General features: G+C 66.7%; 9 protein-coding genes and 1 tRNA gene. 8 read left to right on the top strand and 2 right to left on the bottom strand.

Annotated features, from left to right (window positions below):
- Positions 1-76: 76 nt before the first annotated feature.
- The 6 genes from ACFSQR_RS05470 (at position 77) to ACFSQR_RS05445 (ending at position 7,213) form a co-directional block, all read left to right on the top strand.
- Positions 77-2,305 carry a DNA polymerase III subunit gamma/tau gene (locus tag ACFSQR_RS05470; RefSeq protein WP_377728615.1) on the top strand — a complete coding sequence of 743 codons (2,229 nt, stop codon included), beginning with the start codon at positions 77-79 and terminating at the stop codon, positions 2,303-2,305.
- Between the two features lie 23 nt (positions 2,306-2,328).
- Positions 2,329-2,655, top strand: coding sequence for a YbaB/EbfC family nucleoid-associated protein (locus ACFSQR_RS05465; RefSeq protein WP_377728614.1), 327 nt, complete (start codon positions 2,329-2,331; stop codon positions 2,653-2,655).
- 6 nt (positions 2,656-2,661) lie between these two features.
- A complete protein-coding gene (locus ACFSQR_RS05460; RefSeq protein WP_377728613.1) occupies positions 2,662-2,949 on the top strand; it encodes a YciI family protein in 288 nt (95 codons plus the stop codon).
- A gap of 1 nt (position 2,950) precedes the next feature.
- Complete coding sequence (gene recR, locus ACFSQR_RS05455; RefSeq protein WP_377728612.1) at positions 2,951-3,541, top strand: recombination mediator RecR; 591 nt, start codon at positions 2,951-2,953, stop codon at positions 3,539-3,541.
- 69 nt (positions 3,542-3,610) lie between these two features.
- A complete protein-coding gene (locus ACFSQR_RS05450) occupies positions 3,611-4,750 on the top strand; it encodes a glycosyltransferase (protein WP_377728611.1) in 1,140 nt (379 codons plus the stop codon).
- 60 nt (positions 4,751-4,810) lie between these two features.
- Positions 4,811-7,213: a penicillin acylase family protein gene (locus ACFSQR_RS05445; RefSeq protein WP_377728610.1), complete on the top strand. Its 2,403-nt coding sequence runs from the start codon at positions 4,811-4,813 to the stop codon at positions 7,211-7,213.
- Positions 7,214-7,238: 25 nt separating this feature from the next.
- Here ACFSQR_RS05445 and ACFSQR_RS05440 read toward each other — a convergent pair whose 3' ends face one another.
- Positions 7,239-9,365, bottom strand: coding sequence for a putative bifunctional diguanylate cyclase/phosphodiesterase (locus ACFSQR_RS05440; protein WP_377728609.1), 2,127 nt, complete (start codon positions 9,363-9,365; stop codon positions 7,239-7,241).
- A gap of 1 nt (position 9,366) precedes the next feature.
- Positions 9,367-12,156 carry a response regulator gene (locus ACFSQR_RS05435; RefSeq protein ID WP_377728608.1) on the bottom strand — a complete coding sequence of 930 codons (2,790 nt, stop codon included), beginning with the start codon at positions 12,154-12,156 and terminating at the stop codon, positions 9,367-9,369.
- Positions 12,157-12,356: 200 nt separating this feature from the next.
- Here ACFSQR_RS05435 and ACFSQR_RS05430 point away from each other — a divergent pair.
- Positions 12,357-12,446 (top strand) — tRNA-Ser (locus ACFSQR_RS05430).
- A gap of 306 nt (positions 12,447-12,752) precedes the next feature.
- Complete coding sequence (locus ACFSQR_RS05425; RefSeq protein WP_377728607.1) at positions 12,753-17,927, top strand: DUF5801 repeats-in-toxin domain-containing protein; 5,175 nt, start codon at positions 12,753-12,755, stop codon at positions 17,925-17,927.
- Positions 17,928-18,132: the final 205 nt, after the last annotated feature.

The raw sequence follows: 18,132 nt of genomic DNA, 5'->3' as shown, positions 1-18,132 counted from the left end.
ACCCCACCGGGGTGTTTTCTGAATGTGTTGGCGGGGAGAAGTTCGCGGGGGCGGACATCTGCGGTAAAATCCTGTCATGTCCTATCAAGTCCTCGCACGCAAATATCGCCCCCGGAATTTCGAAACGCTGGTCGGCCAGGAGCACGTTGTGCGCGCGCTCACCCACGCCCTCGGTACCGGCAGGCTGCACCACGCCTATCTGTTTACGGGGACGCGCGGGGTCGGCAAGACGACGCTGTCGCGCATCCTGGCCAAGTCGCTCAATTGCGTCGGGCCGGACGGCAATGGCGGGGTCACCGCGACGCCGTGCGGGGTGTGCGAGGCCTGCACCGCAATCGATGGCGGTCGCTTCGTCGACTATATCGAGATGGACGCCGCGTCGAACCGCGGCGTGGACGAGATGGCGCAGCTGCTGGAGCAGGCGATCTATGCGCCGTCCAATGCGCGCTACAAGGTCTACATGATCGACGAAGTCCACATGCTGACCAATCACGCGTTCAATGCGATGCTCAAGACGCTGGAAGAGCCGCCCGAACACGTCAAGTTCATCCTGGCGACCACTGATCCGCAGAAGATTCCGGTGACGGTGCTGTCGCGCTGCCTGCAGTTCAACCTGAAGCAGATGCCGCCCGGGCACATCATCGGGCATCTCGAGAATATCCTCGGCCAGGAAGGCATCGCGTTCGAGCAGCCGGCGCTGCGCCTGCTGGCGCAAGGCGCGCACGGGTCGATGCGCGATGCGCTGTCGCTGACCGACCAGGCAATCGCCTATGCGGCCGGACAGGTGACGCTGGAGGCGGTGCAGGGCATGCTCGGCGCGCTCGACCAGTCCTACCTGGTGCGCCTGCTCGATGCGCTGGCCAATAACGATGGCGCGGACCTGATGGCGGTGGCCGATGAGATGGCCAGCCGCAGCCTGTCGTACAACGGCGCGCTGCAGGACCTGGGCACGCTGCTGCACCGGATCGCGCTGGCCCAGACGGTGCCGTCCGCGGTGCCGGAGGACCTGCCTGAGCTGGCCGATGTGCGCCGCCTGGCCGAGGTGTTCGACCAGCAGGAAGTGCAGCTGTTCTACCAGATCGCGGTCCATGGCCGCAACGAGATCGGCCTGGCGCCCGACGAATACGCGGGCTTCACCATGACGCTGTTGCGCATGCTGGCGTTCCGCCCTGGCATGGGCGCGGCCGACGGCAGCGCCTCCGGCGGTTCGCAGGAGCGTGCAAGCGCGCCGGCCCGTCCGGCCGCGCGCCCGGCAGTGGCAGCCGCAGCGCCGGTGGCGTCTGCGCCGGCAGCCGCCGCGCGGCCAGCGGCGCCTGCGCCTGCGGCACCGGTGCAGGCTGCGCCGGCACAACCAGCCGCACAGCCGGCCGCACCACCCGCACCGCCAGCAGCACCATCCGCACAACCGGCGCCGGCGGCGGCGCCTGCCGCCGCACCGATGACGTCGGCACGCGCGGCGATCAACGCCGCGCTGGAAGCGGCGCGTGCCGCCGCGAACCGCGGCTACGGCGGCGCGCGTCCAGCTGCGCCGTCGGCGCCTGCGCCATCCGCACCTCCAGCACCATCGGCACCTGCCGCCAGTGCCGCACCGGCGCCATCCGCTCCCGCCCGGCCGCCGATGATGCCGCCGGCCGCGCCGCAGCAGGGCGCGTCGATGTCCGCTGCCCAGCAGCCTGCCGCGGCGCCCTCGCCGGCGCGCATGCCGCCGCCATGGGAGGCAGCGCAGCCGCAGGCGATGGAAGAGGAATACCAGGACGTGCTCACCGACGAGGAGCCGCCGTCGTGGGTCACCGACGGGATGGAAGGCGCTGCGCAGGCCGAGAGCGCGCCCGCCCCGGCGGCGCGCGCCAAGCCTGCCGCGCCTCCGCCGGAGCCGTATGTGATCACGCCGGTGCCGGAACTGGACTGGGACGGCAACTGGCCGGCCCTGGCCGCCGGCCTGCCGCTGCGCGGTGTCGCCCAGCAGCTGGCGCTGCAGACCCAGCTCGTCGAGTGCAGCGCGAATAGCGCGACGGCGACCATCCGCCTGCGCGTGCCGATCGATACCTTGCGCGCCAGCGGCAATACTGAGAAACTCGCGGCCGCGCTGACGGAGCGCTTCGGCGGCCGCCGCGTGAACCTCGAGATCGATATCGGCCCGGTGTGGTACACCGCCAGCGCGGAGGCGCAGGCCTTCCGCGAGGAGTGCCAGCGCAAGGCCGAGGAGACGGTGAATGCCGATCCGTTCGTGCAGATGCTGATGCGCGATTTCGGCGCGTTCGTCGTGCCCGGCTCGGTGCGCCCGCCAGCCCAGAATCCTGAATAATCAATCCACGGAGAACAAGCATCATGATGAAGAACCAGCTCGCGGGCCTGATGAAGCAAGCCCAGGCAATGCAGGACAATATGAAAAAGGCGCAGGAATCGCTGGCGCAGATCGAGGTCGAGGGCCAGTCCGGCGCCGGCATGGTGAAGGTGGTCATGACCTGCAAGAACGACGTCAAGCGCGTGTCGATCGACCCGTCGCTGCTGGCCGACGACAAGGACATGCTGGAAGACCTGGTCGCTGCTGCGTTCAACGATGCGGTGCGCAAGGCCGAAGCGACGGCAGCCGAGAAGATGAGCGGCGTCACCGCCGGCATGCCGCTGCCACCCGGCTTCAAGATGCCGTTCTAAGCTCGCATGTTCATCGTCTCGCTCACGTACAAGGACATCGGCAAGGTCGATGCGCTGCTCGGCGCGCACCGCGATTTCCTGCGTGAGCAGTACGGGCGCGGCATCTTCCTGATGTCGGGCCCGAAGCGGCCGCGCACCGGTGGCATCATCATCGCCAACGCCGAGACGCGCGAAGAGCTGGACGCGGCGATTGCGCTCGATCCGTTCTACCAGGCCGGCGTGGCCGAGTACGAGATCACCGAGTTCGCGGTGAACGCGAGCTCGGACGCCCTGGCGCCGTTCCGCGAGGACTGAGGTGTCCAAGTCGCTCGACTTCCTCACCGAGGCGCTGCGGCGCCTGCCGGGCGTGGGTCCCAAGTCCGCCCAGCGCATGGCATTCCACCTGCTCCAGCATGACCGCGACGGCGCGGCGATGCTGTCGCGCGCGCTGTACCAGGCCGTCGATACGGTGCACCACTGCGCGATGTGCAATACCTTTTCCGATTCCACCGTGTGCGACCTGTGCCTGGACGAGTCGCGCGACAGGACGCTGCTGTGCGTGGTGGAGACCCCGGCCGACCAGCTCATGGTCGAGCAGACGCTGACCTACAAGGGCCTGTACTTCGTGCTGATGGGCCGCCTGTCGCCGCTGGACGGCATCGGGCCGAAAGACCTCCATCTCGACAAGCTGGTGGGCCGCGCCACCGACGGCGTGGTCGCGGAAGTCATCCTGGCCACCAACTTCACCAACGAAGGCGAGGCGACCGCGCACTACATCAGCGAGATGCTCAAGGCGCGCGGCCTGAAAGTCAGCCGTCTCGCGCGCGGCGTGCCGGTCGGCGGCGAGCTGGAATACGTGGACGCGGGCACGATCGCCCGCGCCATGCTGGACCGGCGCAATACCTGATTTTCCGCGCGCTGTTTCCCGTGGTTTAGGGTGCGCCGTGACCGCGGGCGGGATGCTACGGTATGCCCCATGCATCTGGCCGACATCACCATGTTCTACGCTGCCGAGGGCGGCGGCGTCAGCACCTACCTCAACGCCAAATCCGACTGGTTGCGCCAGCGCGGCGTCACCCACACCATCCTGAGCCCGAATGTCGACAGCGGCGGCCACCTGGTTGCGCTGCCGTCCTTGCCGGTGCCCGGACTGCACGGCTACAAGTGGCCGTGGACGGTGAGCCATTGCGCGCGCATCCTGCGCGAGCTGGCGCCGGACCTGGTCGAGGCGGGCGACGCGGGGCCGTGCGCCTACGCGGCGCTGCGGGCGGCGCGCGCGCTCGGCATCCCGGCGGTGGCCTTCTATCATTCGGACACGCCGCGCCTGCTGCTGCGCCGCCTCGGCACGGTGGCGGAGATGGGCTGCGAACGCTACCTCGCCACCCTGTACCGCCGTTTCGACCTGGTGCTGGCGCCCAGTCGCCTGATGGTGCAGCGGCTGGCCGCGATGGGCGTGGAAGGCGCGCTGCACCAGACGCTCGGCATCGACAGCCGCACCTTTTCGCCGCAGCGCCGCGACCCCGGGCTGCGCACGGAACTCGGCCTGCCGGCCGACGCGCGCCTGCTGGTCTACGCAGGCCGCTTTACGCCCGAGAAGCGGCTCGACGTGCTGGCCGGCGCGCTGGCGCGGCTGGGAGAGCCGTACTACCTGCTGCTGATCGGCGACGGCCCGTCGCCACCGGAGCCGGGCGAACGCATCGTGCAGCGCGACTTCCTGCGCGACCGCGGCGAGCTGGCGCGCATGCTGGCCAGCTGCGACGTGCTGGTGCACGCCGGCGACAGCGAGACCTTCGGCCTGATCGCGCTGGAGGCCATGTCGTGCGGCTTGCCGGTGGTTTGCACCGGCGGCGGTATCGCCGAACTGGTCACCCCGGGCACCGGCGTGCACGCGGAACCGGACAATGTGGAGGCCTTCGCCGCCGCGGTCGAGTCGGTGTACCGGATGGACCGGATGGCGCTGGCGGCGAACGCGCGCCGCAAGGCGGTCGAGCAGCACGACTGGGACGTGGTCCTGCCCCAGGTGATGGCGCGCTACGAGCGGCTGCTGGCGCCGAAACGCGGGCGCACGCCCGATATTGCCGGCGCGCGGGCGGATTCCCTTTTTTGGCGCAAATAGCTCCACGCATCCGTTTTTCTGGCATATTCCCAGCTATCAAGGTATTGACTGGGAGTGGGCATGCGTTTGGCCAGGTGGAATAAGTGGGCGTTGTGGACAGGAGTTGCGCTGTTGTCGCTGCTGGTGGTGGCGGTCGCAGGGGCGTGGATGTTCCTGCGCGCCAGCCTGCCGCAGCTGGATGGCACGGTCCGCTCGCTCAACATGACCGGCACGGTGACGGTCGCGCGCGACGCGCACGGCGCGCCCGTGATCCGCGGCGCCAACCGCCATGACATCGCCTACGTCACCGGCTACATCCACGCGCAGGAGCGCTTCTTCCAGATGGACCTGCTGCGCCGCTCGGCGGCCGGCGAACTGGCCGAACTGTTCGGCGAAAAGGCGCTGCCGCTGGACCGCGTGCACCGCCTGCACCGTTTCCGCGCGCGCGCCGAGCGCACCATCGCCGCGATGCCGCCGGAAGACCGGCAGCTGCTCGACCGCTACGTCAGCGGCGTCAACGACGGCATCAACGCATTGGGCGCGCGCCCGTTCGAATATGCGCTGACCGGCACGCGGCCGCGCGCATGGATGGCCGCCGACTCGCTGCTGGTCGCATGGGCCATGTTCTTCGACCTGCAGGACAACCTGGAGCGGCGCGAGCTGGCGCGCGGCTGGCTGCGCGAGCATTCGACCGCGGAGCAGCTCGACTTCCTGCTGCCGCAGGCCACCCAATGGGACTCGCCGCTCGACGGCGAAGCGCCCGGCGACGCGGCGCCAATTCCGGCCGCAGCACCAGGCTGGTGGGGCAAACGGCCGCCGCCTGATCACAAGGGCGTGTTTGCCCTGGCTGCGAGCGAGTACGCAGATTCCGTCGGCAGTAACAATTTCGCGATCGCGGGCGGGCGCAGCAAGACCGGCGGCGCGATCGTCTCGAACGACATGCACCTGGGGATCAACCTGCCCAACACCTGGTACCGCGTCGCGCTGCAGTATCCGGACGCAGACGGCAACGCGCGCCGCGTGGTCGGCCTGACCTTGCCCGGCACCCCGCTGGTCCTGGTGGGCAGCAATGGACACATCGCCTGGGGCTTCACCAACAGCTACGGCGACTACCTCGACCTGATCGCGGTCGAGACCAGCCCGGAACAGCCGGGCAGGGTGCGCGCCCGCGCGGAATGGGAAGAGGTGACCGCCACCGAAGAGCTGATCATGGTGAAAGGCGCGGCGCCGCACCGGATGGTCGTGCGCGAGACGCCGGTCGGACCGCTGCGCGTGATCGGCAACAAGACGTATGCGCTGCACTGGACCGCGCATGCGCCGAACGCGCTGAACTTCAACGCGCAGTGGCTCGAAGCCATCGAGACGGTGGAGGGCGCGCTGGCGGTGGCAAACACGATGGGCGTGCCGGCACAGAATTTCGTGGTGGGCGACCGCAACGGCAGCATCGGATGGACCATCGCCGGTGCGCTTCCTCGCCGTCCCCAATATGGCATCGGCTCGACCTTCCCTCTGGCGGCGGGCGATCCGCACATCTGGGACGGCACGCTCGATCCGGCGGAATATCCGCGCGTGGTCGACCCGCTGGCAGGGCAGGTATCGACCGCGAACAGCCGCCAGCTGGCGGGCGCGGGAGCGGAACTGATCGGCGACGGCGGCTTCGACCTCGGCGCGCGCCAGAGCCAGTTGCGCAACAGCCTGCTGGCGCTGGGCGCCCAGGTCGACACCGGCAAGGCGTACGGCGTCATGCTCGACGACCGCGCGCTATACCTGGCGCCGTGGCGCGAACGGGCGCTGCGCGCGCTCGACAGCGATGCGCGGCGCCTGCACCCGCACCGCGACCTGCTGCACACCCTGCTGAAAAAAGGCTGGACCGGCCGCGCCAGCACCGATTCGGTCGCGTACCGGCTCACGCGAGAATACATGTGGGCGGTGCATGCCTTGCTGTTCGATGGCGTGAACGCCGAGTTGGGCAAACTGGACGAGAAGGCCAACATCAACGTCGCCAACCCGCGCTGGAGCGTGGTGGTGGCGCGCCTGCTGGACGAGCAGCCGCCAGGCTGGCTGCCGCCGGGCTATCCGAGCTGGAAGGAGTTCTCGCTGGCGGCGCTGGACAAGGTGATCCGCGACCGCCTCACCACGGGCAAGACGCTGGACAGCGCCACCTGGGGCGAGCGCAACACGCTGTCGATCGCGCACCCGATCAGCGGCGCGCTGCCCCAGCTGCGGCCCTGGCTGGCCGCGCCTGCGGACCAGTTGCCGGGCGACGGCCACATGCCGCGCGTGGCGGGGCCGAAATTCGGGCAATCCGAGCGCTTTACGGTCACGCCGGGCAAGGAGGAGCAGGGCGTGTTCAGCATGCCGGGCGGCCAGAGCGGGCATCCCTTGTCGCCGTACTTCCTGAGCGGGCATCGCGACTGGGCGCAGGGCCGCTCGGTGCCGCTGCTGCCGGGGCCTGCGGTCCACACGCTCACCTTCACGCGCTAGCGCAAGGCGACAGGTCCTCCCGGATTCAGGCGGGGGCGGCCTGTTTGCGCAGGCGCTCGGTGATCGCATCGGCCGGCGCCGGACGGCCCAGGAAGAAGCCCTGGGCCAGGTCGCAGCCGTATTCCTGCAGCAGCACCAGCTGCTCGCCCGTCTCGACCCCTTCCGCCACCACCGCCATCTTGAGCCCGTGCGCCATCGCGATGATCGCGCGCGTGATCGCCGCGTTCTCGGAGTCCTGCGGCAGCCCGCAGATGAAGCTGCGGTCGATCTTCAGCGCCCGCACGTCGAAGCGCTTGAGATAGTTCATCGACGAATAGCCGGTGCCAAAGTCGTCGATCGACAGGTGCACGCCGATCCCGCGCAATTGCTCCAGCGTGTGCATGGTCGCGCGCGCATCGTCCATCAGCGTGCCCTCGGTCAGCTCCAGCTCCAGCAGGCGCGGATCGAGTCCGGTGTCGTGCAGCGCCGACAGCACGATCTGCGCCAGGTTGTCGTCCTTGAACTGCTTGGCCGAGAGATTGACCGCCATGCGCACCGGCCGCTTGGTCAGCCGCTGCCACGCGCGCGCCTGGTCGCACGCGGTGCGCAGGACCCATTCGCCGATCGGCACGATCAGCCCGGTTTCCTCGGCCAGCGGAATGAACTCGGTGGGCGAGATGATGCCGCGTTCCGGATGCTTCCAGCGCACGAGGGCCTCCACCCCGACCACGGACGCGGTGCGCACGTCGATCTGCGGCTGGTACAGCAGGTACAGCTCGTCGTTCTGCAGCGCGCGCCGCAGCCCGACCTCCAGCTTCACGTGGCTCATGATCTGCATGGTCAGCGATGAGCTGTAGAGCTTTGCGTTGTTCTTGCCGCAGTTCTTGGCGTGGTACATGGCCGTGTCGGCAAACTTGAGCAGCGAGTTGCAGTCGTCGCCGTCTTCCGGGAACAGGGAGATTCCGATCGATGCCGTCACGAAGATCTCATGGCCGTCGATCATGAAGGGGCGCCGCATCGCCTCCTTGACGCGCTGCGCCACGTTGAGCGCATCCTCCACCAGCTCCAGGTCCGGAATCAGGATCGTGAATTCGTCGCCGCCCAGCCGCGCCAGGTTCCCGCCCGGTTCATTGTGCGAGACAAGGTCGCCCGGCCGGATCGTCTCGTGCAGGCGCTCGGACACCAGCTTCAGGAGCAGGTCACCGACGTTGTGGCCGAGCGTGTCGTTGATGCGCTTGAACGCGTCCAGGTCCATGAACAGCACCGCGAACTTCTTGCCGGCGCTGCGCGAGCGGTGCAGTTCGGACTCCAGCGTTTCGAGGAAGGCCTGGCGGTTGGGGATGCCGGTCAGGCTGTCGCAATACGCCAGCCGGCGGATCTGCTCCTCGGTGCGCTTGCGTTCGCTGATGTCGCGCACCAGTCCCAGCACCTCGCCCGGGCCGGTCGCCACCAGCCGCGCTTCGAAGTGGCGCACCTGCCCCTCGCGCGGCGGCGTGGTGGCGCCCGGCGGCCCGCCGGGGAGCTCGTAGTCGACCGAGCCGATCGTGTGCGTCTCCAGCACGTGCCGCATCTGTTCGAGCAGGCGGCCGGCGATCGCGGGCGGCAGGACCTGGGTGACGTGGTGGCCGACATAATCCTCGGGCTTGCCGTCGGCGTAGGCCTCGTGGCCCTGCTCGTAGTCCAGGTAGACGCCTTCGTGGTTCATGCGGAAGAAGGTGTCCGGGATCGCGGCCAGCACGGCGCGGTTGTGCGCGTCCGCGATGCGCAGGCGGACGATGGCGTCGCTTGCGCGCAGCACGTACAGCACGCGGTGGCCGAGGATCGGCCAGTTGATCGGCTTGGAGACGAAGTCGGTCGCGCCGGCTTCGTAGGCGTTGGTCACCGCCTCGATATCGTCCCCGCCGGTGACCATGATGATCGGGATCGCGTTGGCCGCTTCGATGCGGCGGATCTCGCGGCAGGCCGTGAAGCCGTCCATGTTGGGCATGTCCACGTCCATCAGGATCAGGTCCACCTGCTCCGTGCGGCACAGCTCGACCGCCTCGCGGCCGTCGCGCGCTTCGATCGCATCCAGCCCCACCTGCCCGAGCATCTCGAGCATGAGCATGCGCATGACAGGATCGTCGTCGGCGATCAGGACTACGCCGCGCTTGGCGGACGAGGCGTCTGGCATGTCATGTCTCCCTCTCCAGGATCTCCGTGAGCGAGTGCCGCACGGCCTGGAACTCCTGCTCCATGTCGCTGAGAATGGTCGCTGCGCCTTCCGTCGTCTCGGTCCTGCCGAGGGTTTCCATCTGCTTGCAAAGCTGTGCCAGCGTCTCCGCGCCCACGTTGGCGCTGCTGGACTTGAGGCTGTGCGCCGCCGAGCGCAGCTTCTCGCTGTCGCCGCCCGAGATCGCGCGGCGCAGCGTCTGCAGGTGCAGCGGCGTGTCGTCCACGTAGGCCGACACCACCTTGCGCACGATCGACGGGCCGCGGTCCTCCGACAGCGCACGGATGTTGTCCAGCGCATGCCGGTTGATCGCATCGCGCTTGTCGGCCGCGGGCGCCGGGGCAGGCGCCATTTCCGAATGGTGCACGGTGGCCGTGATCGGCAGCCCGATCCAGCGGCTGATCACCGCCGCCAGCTGCTGCTGGGTGAACGGCTTGCTCAGGTAATCGTCCATGCCCGCCGCCAGGCACGATTCGCGGTCGCCCTGCAGCGCATTGGCGGTGATCGCGACGACCGGCAGCTTGCGCGTCTTGCCGTTCATGTGTTCGTGGCGGCGGATTTCCGCAGTGGCGGCAAAGCCGTCCATCACGGGCATCTGGCAGTCCATCAGCACCAGCTCGTAGCTTCCGCTGCGCACCGCGTTGAGCGCCTCCTCGCCATTGCCCACGCACTGCACGTCGAGCCCCATCGCGTCGAGCATCGCGGTCGCCACATCGACATTGACCGGGTTGTCCTCCGCCAGCAGCACCTTGCGGCGGCGCGTCTGGACCGCCGGGGCGGGGCGCTCGGGAATCACCGGCGCCGCTTCGGCCCGGGCCTGGTGGCGCGGCGAGCGCGCGATGCAGTCGAACAGGTCGCCCGCGCGCACCGGCGTGATCAGCTGGTAGGACACGCCGGCCTCGCGCCGCTGCACCGGGTCCGCCGCATTGTGCAGGCTGCTGAGCAGGACGTAGCGCGTGTGGGCGGCCGACAGGCGCGCCTTCGCCATCGCGGTCAGCGCCAGGCCGCTGGTCCCTTTGAGCGACATCGCCACCAGCGCGACATCGTAGGCTCGGCTGGATTCGGCCGCGCGTGTCAGGGCGTCCATCGCCTCGCTTTCGCAGCTGGCCTGGTCGGACGACACCCGCCATTGGGCCAGTTCGCTTGCCAGCGCCGTGCGCCGGTCATCCAGTTCGTCCACGATCAACACGCGCAAGCCCTCCAGTTTGTTCAGGGAGTCCTCGTCGAGGCGGTCCGCTTCGATCCGCCGTTTGTCAAAAGTTACCGTGAACCAGAACATGGAGCCTTGCGTTAAAGCATTCTCTACGCCAATTTTTCCTCCCATCAACTCCACGAGCTGTTTTGATATAGCCAGCCCCAGGCCGGTGCCGCCGTAGCGGCGCGTAGTGGAATCGTCCGCCTGCGAGAACGCCTCGAAGATGCGGGAGCGCGCCTCGCGCGCGATGCCGATGCCCGTGTCGTGCACCTCGAAGCGCAGGCTCGCGTTCTGCTCCGACTCCGTGAGCATGCTGATGCAGACCCGGATCTCGCCGCGGTCGGTGAACTTGATTGCGTTGCCCACCAGGTTGGCGAGCACCTGGCGCAGGCGGTTCGGATCGCCGCACACCGCCACCGGCAGGTCGCTCGGCACCTCGATGTGAAACGCGATGTTCTTGGCCTGGGCCTGCGGGCGGTACACGTTGTCGATCTCGTCGAGCAGGTCGCACAGGTTGAAGTGGATGTACTCCACCGTGAGCTTGCCCGCCTCGATCTTGGAGAAGTCGAGAATGTCGTTGATGATGACCAGCAGGTGCTCGCCGGAGCGCTGCACCATGCTGGCGTACTTGCGCTGGGTCTCGGTGAGCGGAGTGGCGAGCAGCATCTCGGTCATCCCGAGCACGCCATTCATGGGTGTGCGGATCTCATGGCTCATGGTGGCCAGGAACGCGCTTTTGGCGCGGCTGGCCGCTTCCGCGGCGTTCTTCGCTTTTTCCAGCTGCTCGGTGCGCACGCCGACCTGATTCTCAAGCTCGTCGCGGTGCATGGCCAGCGCACTGCCGCGTTCCTCGATCTGCGCCAGCATGGCGTTGAAGCTGTCGATCAGCGCGCCCAGTTCATCGGTGCGGTTGTGCGGCACGCGCAGCGTGTAGTTCTGCGTCTCCGTCACCTTGCGCGCGGCCGAGATCAGCCTGGTGATCGGGTCGGCGACGCTGGCCTTGAAGCGGCCGGCCAGAGGCAGGGCAACCAGCATCGCGCCGCCCATCGCGAGGGCGAGCACCAGCAGGCCTTTGGCGATGTCGATCCACATGCCGATCATGCTGGCTTCGATCATCACCACCCCGGCGATGCCGCGCGCGTCGTCGATGCGGTGGTACACCCGCAGCCGCGGCGACCACGATGCCGCGCTGTCGCTGTTGGCGGCGGACAGCGCTTCTTGGCTGACGTTGCCGAGCTGTTCGCGGTCCGCCTTGCCGTAGGCGGCAAACGAACGGCCGCGCGCATCGAACAGGATCGCGCCTGTGATCTCGGGCTGAGCCTTCAATGCGGAGAGGTTGGCTTCGGCCTGGCGCCGGTTGCGGTGCAGGAGCGCATCCGCGCTGCTGCCGGCAATAACGCCGGCGAGCGAACCCAGTTGGATGCGGGCTTCGCGCCGGTGCTCGATGACCGAGCCGACCGCAAATGCCGCGAACACGAGGATCAGCGCGGTGCCCGTCGATAGGAGGGACAGGAGGGAGAGCTTCTGACTCAGGCTGGAGCGTTCGAAATTCAGCATGACAGTCTCTCAGTGGATGGGCAGTGCCGACGGGAAAAATATACGGTCGGCGAGCGCGGCGGACTTGATGGTTGGCAATCCTACAAGCTGAATAGATTGCAACGTTTGATATATCGCAATGTCGCGCGGGAGGCGCGCGGCGCGGGCCGCAGAGGCTGTTTTGCCAGAGGTGAAGCGCTACTTGTATAATGCGCAGCTACGGAAGCGTGGCCGAGTGGTTGAAGGCAGCAGTCTTGAAAACTGCCGACGGGGGAACCCGTTCGTGAGTTCGAATCTCACCGCTTCCGCCAACCCACCCATCTCATCAGGCTCCGCCTTGCGGCCCGCCAGTTTCGTCTTTCTCCGTGGATCGCTCTAGAAAATAGATCGGGTCCATACCCCATCGGAAGGATGTTAATAGTCCTCTCCCTCCCTAAGCTGTAGGAGAACTCTGATAGCGCCCGCGTTCGGTCGGCATTTACGTGTCACCGCATGACTTGTCACGCCTGTTCGCGCTGCGTCCGAACATCCGACAACCACGGAGGTGACCACCCTCGACAGCACTCTCACGTTATTTCCTTAAGCAATCCATGTGACCACTTGGGAGGAGAAGAACAATGAGCGCAATCCTTAAGATCGACGAAACCAGTGGAGTCCAGAACGTCCAGGGCTCCCTCATCAGCGATGACATCGCGCTGGCATCTATACCCACAGAATTCAGCACCGCACTGGCAGCTGCGGTGCCCGCCGGCCAGAGTGCGACCCCGCTCGGCCTGGCGGTGAGCGGAAACGGCACCGCAAGCACAGCCGACGACCTGATCCAGACATTCGGCGGCAACGTGTCCGACGTTGCCTTTACCATTACCGGCGGCAACGGAACCGACAGCGGCCTCACAACGACTGGCCTGCGCAAGATCCATCTCTACGTCGATGCCAACAACAATAATGTGGTGTACGGCCGCGAAGCGCTGGCCAATGGCACCGCAGATCCGGCCGGCAGGATCGCCTTCTCCTGCTTCCTGGATACCCTGACTGCAGGTGCGGGCGATGCCGGGTCGACCGGTGCCCGCTTGTGGGTAGCGCAGTACCTGCCCCTCTACCATCCCGATGAAACCAACCCCAACGACCTGGTCACGCTGACGAACAAGCTGAACGTCTCCGTGAACAATCTGGTCAATTTCTCGCTCGAAGGCGCGCCGTCCGGCCAGAACCTGTTCCTGATGTTCGGCGACGGCACGCCCACCCTGCAGGACACGACCATCGTCGTGACCGGTACGCCCGGCAACACGGTGAACACGGGGCAGGGCGGCGGCATGACCACGATCGGATCGAACAACCAGATGATCGATCCGAGCGAAGGCATGTACTTCACATTCGTCAAGGGCGCCAACCCGCTCCTCACCGTGCCGAACCTCGATCAGAACGAGGCGGATGTGGCCGCGAACATTGATTTCGGCACTTACTTCGGCGCGACTTCCGCGTCGTTTGGCGTCGTCCAGTTGCAGCCGCCGAAGGGCGCAACGCTGCGCATCACCGCGATCCTCAACAGTGATACGAGCGAGAAAGGCGATACCTTCATTCCCGGCCTGGCATTCACTTCCGCCGAGGAGGTCAACATTACTTCGGTCACAGTCACCCGGCTGGTCACGGTCGGCAAGAACTCGGTGTTGACCGATTACGTCTTCACGCCGGGCACGGGCACGCAGGCTGGCATCTCGCTGGACTTCTCCGGCAACTCGGCGCTGGTTTCGGGCGCCATCGCAGGCGACCGGGTCAAGTACACCACCAACACTGACCACAACCGGGTCAAAATCGACAATATGGGCAGCAGCGACGCCAAGCTGAACTCGGCGTTCGATATCGGCGGCTTCCGCCTGGAGTCAGGCGCGCTGACCTCCACGCCGCTGGGCGATATCTCCGTGATTGACGATGCGCCATTCGCCTCCGCCGTCCTCGATACCGGCGCCGTGCGGCACGACGAGACCGCAGGCGTGCAAAGCGATGCCGACGACGTCGCACTGGCCATTGCCGCCTTTGCCGGCGTCACCAATGTCAGTAGCGACATGGGGCCGGGCTACGCAACGGGGGGCGCCTCCGTGGTCAATTCCTCCGCCAGCACGGGAGGGTTCGATGGCCTCAACACCACCGGCTATACGCTCGACGTGTCGGCAGCCGGCGTGGATTCCGGCCTCGATACCACGGAAGGCTTCAGCATCCTGCTCTACAAGGAAGGCGCGCTCGTGGTGGGCCGCATCTCAGGCGGCGCCAGCGACGGCAAGGCCGCGTTGGCAGTCGCGATCAATTCGTCGACCGGTGTGCTGAGCATGGTGCAGTACCACTCGATCAAGCATCCGACCGGCGGCGCATCCAGTCCTGACGAGTCGGTCTCGATCGCGAACGCAGCGCTGCTGGCCGTGGCCACGGTCACAGATGGTGACGACGACCCCAGCACCGCATCGATCCCGATCGGCGCGCGCGTGTCGATCCAGGACGACGGACCCACAGCGTCGGCAGTCCTCGGCACCGGCCTTGTCCGGCATGACGAGACGGCAGGCAGCGCGCTCGACCCGGCGGCGGACGACGTACCTGGCCCCCTCACCGAATTCAACGGGGTGACGAACAAGAGCTCTGACATGACTCCCGGCTATGCCAGCGGTGGCACGGCCGTGATCGATTCGTCGGGCAGTAGCGGCGGCGTCGATGGCATCGCCAGCACCGTGTATTCGCTGGGCGTTTCGGCAGCCGGTGTCGACTCCGGCCTGGATACTACAGAGGGCCAGAACATCCTGCTGTACAAGGAAGGCGACCTGGTCGTCGGGCGCATTTCCGGCGGACCGAACGACACCAAGGCGGCATTCGCGGTCGCCATCGGCTCCACCAGCGGCATCCTGACGATGGTGCAGTACCACTCGATCAAGCACCCGACCGGCGGCGCATCCAGCCCGGACGAATCGCTGTCGGTCGCCAATTCGGCGCTGCTGGCCATTGCCACCGTTACCGACGGCGACGGCGACACCAGCACGGCCTCGGTCGGGATCGGTGCGCAAGTCCAGATCCAGGATGATGGCCCATTCGCTTCGGCAGTGCTGGGCGCCGGCGAGGTTCGGCATGACGAGACGGCCGGCCTGCAGGGCGACGCGGACGATGTCGCAGGTCCCCTTGGCGCCTTCAGCGGCGTGAGCACGGTCAGTACCGACATGACTGCGGGCTACGCTACCGGCAGCGCAGCGGTGATCGATTCGTCCGGCAGTGCGCCGGGCGAGGATGGACTGGCGAGCACCGTGTATTCGCTCGATGTCTCCGCGGCGAACGTGGATTCCGGCCTGGATACCACCGAGGGCAACAACATCCTGCTCAACAAGGAGGGTAGCCTGGTAGTGGGCCGGATCTCGGGCGGCGCCGACAACGGCAAGGCGGCGTTTGCGGTATCCATCAATTCCTCGACCGGCGTCCTGAGCATGGTGCAGTACCACTCGATCAAGCATCCGACGGGTGGCGCATCCAGCCCGGACGAATCGCTGTCGATCGCGAACGCGGCACTGCTGGCCATTGCCACCATCACCGATGGCGATGGCGACACCAGCACCGCTTCGGTCGCCGTGGGCGCGCGCGTGTCGATCCAGGATGACGGGCCGATGGCCGCGGCTGCGCTGGGCAGCGGCAGCGTCGCGCACGACGAGACGGCAGGGTTGCAGGGCGATGCCAATGATACGGCCGGCCCGCTATCCGTGTTCTCCGGCGTAGGTACGCTGAGTACGGACATGACGGCCGGCTACGCCACCGGCACCGCCAGCGTGATCAATTCGAGCGGCAGCACCGGCGGCGTGGACGGCCTGGCCAGTACCGTATATTCGCTCGACGTATCGGCAGCAGGCGTCGACTCTGGCCTCGATACGACCCAGGGCGAAGACATCGTGCTGACCAAGGAAGGCAGCGTCGTGGTGGGGCGGATTTCCGGAGGCGCCAACAACGGCAAGGCGGCGTTTGCGGTGTCGATCGATGCGGTCAGCGGTGTCCTGAGCATGGTCCAGTACAACTCGATCAGGCATCCCACCGGCGGCTTGGCCAGCCCGGATGAAGCGGTGTCGATCGCAGCGAGCGCGCTGCTGGCGGTGGCGACCGTGACCGATGGCGATGGCGATACCAGCACAGCCTCGGTGGGCATTGGTGCGCGTGTGCAGTTCCAGGACGATGCCCCGGTGATCAACGGCGTGTCCGACCTGATCTACGCAAACAGCAGCAATCCGTCGCCCGGCGGTACCGGCATCTTCAGCTATGCAATCGGTGTCGACGACCGCAAGACCTTCAGCTCCAGTAACTCGGACTTTACCGTAGCGCTGGCATCCGGCACCGTCGGCGCTGCGGCAATCAGCAACCGCTCGGTGACCTGGGCGTCCGAGACCCTGACCGAGGCGGTGTTCAATGTGTCGTTCGACTATATCTCGAACCCGGCGCTGAACACCACCGCCACTGCGACCGGTACGCTGACCTTCGACAAGGACGATGGCACCTATCACCTGTCAATGACCGCGCCGATCCAGAGCTTTACCGTGCTGACGACGTCGAATGCGACCGCGTTCATCGGCTACGTCGCGGGCACGGACAGCTTCGTGCTCGACAATACGCAGCCGGCGGTCTCGGTGGCGGAACTGGCGTCGAACTTCTACGTCCAGTTCTCCGGCTATACCGAGCCAGGAGGAGGTACCGGTGCGAACAATCTGCGCGCCGGTAACGATGGTGCGTTCGTCAATGGTGAGCTGTTCAACCAGGCATCCGACTGGGTCAGCATCTCGGGCGTCGCAGCCGGTGTCGCGGGCGACACGATCCAGAAAGGTGAAGTGCTGGACCTCGACTTCTTCCAGTCCAATCCTGGTGGTGACACCAACGATGCGCCGACTGCCTCCGCGGCCGGGATCTTCCTTAAGTTCGATGGCATCAACAGCGAGGACCTGGTTGTCGTGCTCAAGCTCGCCAATGCCAGCGATCCCACCAAGGCGGTAGTCACCACCAAGGCTTTCGTGGTGGATAACGCCGACATCTTCAGGGCGGGTTCGGCGCTGCCGGCAGGGTACAACATCACCCTGGACAACAACGACGGCGCGGTGATCTTCGAAGGGAACGACTTCAATAGCGGCTCCGAAAACTATGTCATCGTCGGCGCCCAGGTACTGGTGTCGACCGAGGGCATTACCGGCAGCGGCATCAACCTGAATCCGGCCACCGGCGCCGGCGGTGGCAGCTCGGGAACGCAGGCGTTCGGCGTGACGACCACCGACAACGACGTGATCAAGATTTCCGATATGGGCTTCCTGACCACCGTCACGCCGGACAGCCACCTGGTGTTCAATGCCGCGGTGGTTGATGCCGATGGCGATGCGACGGCGTCACAGGTGCTTGACGTGACCCTGGTATCGGGATCGGTGTTCACCGCGGGTGCGGACCGCGAGTCGATCCAGGGCCGCGCCGCCATTGCCGATACGTTCGTGTTCGGCGCGGTGGCGCATAGCCCGGCGGGTGCGCTGCATGACATCATCGGCGGATTCGTCAGCGGCACCGACAAGATCGACCTGTCCGGCATCGATGCCAATGCCACCGGCGGAGGGGCCAATGATGTGTTCAGCTTTATCGGCGGCGCCGCCTTCTCGGGGACGGGAGCGGCATCGGCCGGACAGCTGCGCTTCGATGCGACGACCCATACGCTGCAAGGCGACATCAACGGCGACGGCCTGGCCGATCTGGTGATCGAGCTTACAGGCGTCAACAGTGTTGTGGCAGGCGATATCCTGCCTTAGGGTAGGTACGACGGCAGGCCGCCCCGTGCGGCCTGCTTCTTTTTGTCTATTGTTTCTGGAACGAATTCGCGGGGAAACGACGCTTCTTCGATTTGCGCGAAAAAGGACTGCGCACTCAGTCCCGCTGTATTGACAGCCTCATGCGTAGAGAATAATCTCGTTCGGTGGCATGCGTTCGTTGTGTCTACCTATCGAGTTTCGCAGG

It is taken from the genome of Pseudoduganella sp. GCM10020061 (assembly GCF_042683405.1).
GTDB lineage: Bacteria > Pseudomonadota > Gammaproteobacteria > Burkholderiales > Burkholderiaceae_D > Telluria.
Note: the sequence above shows the minus strand (reverse complement) of the source record. Positions and strands in the feature narration are given on the sequence as shown.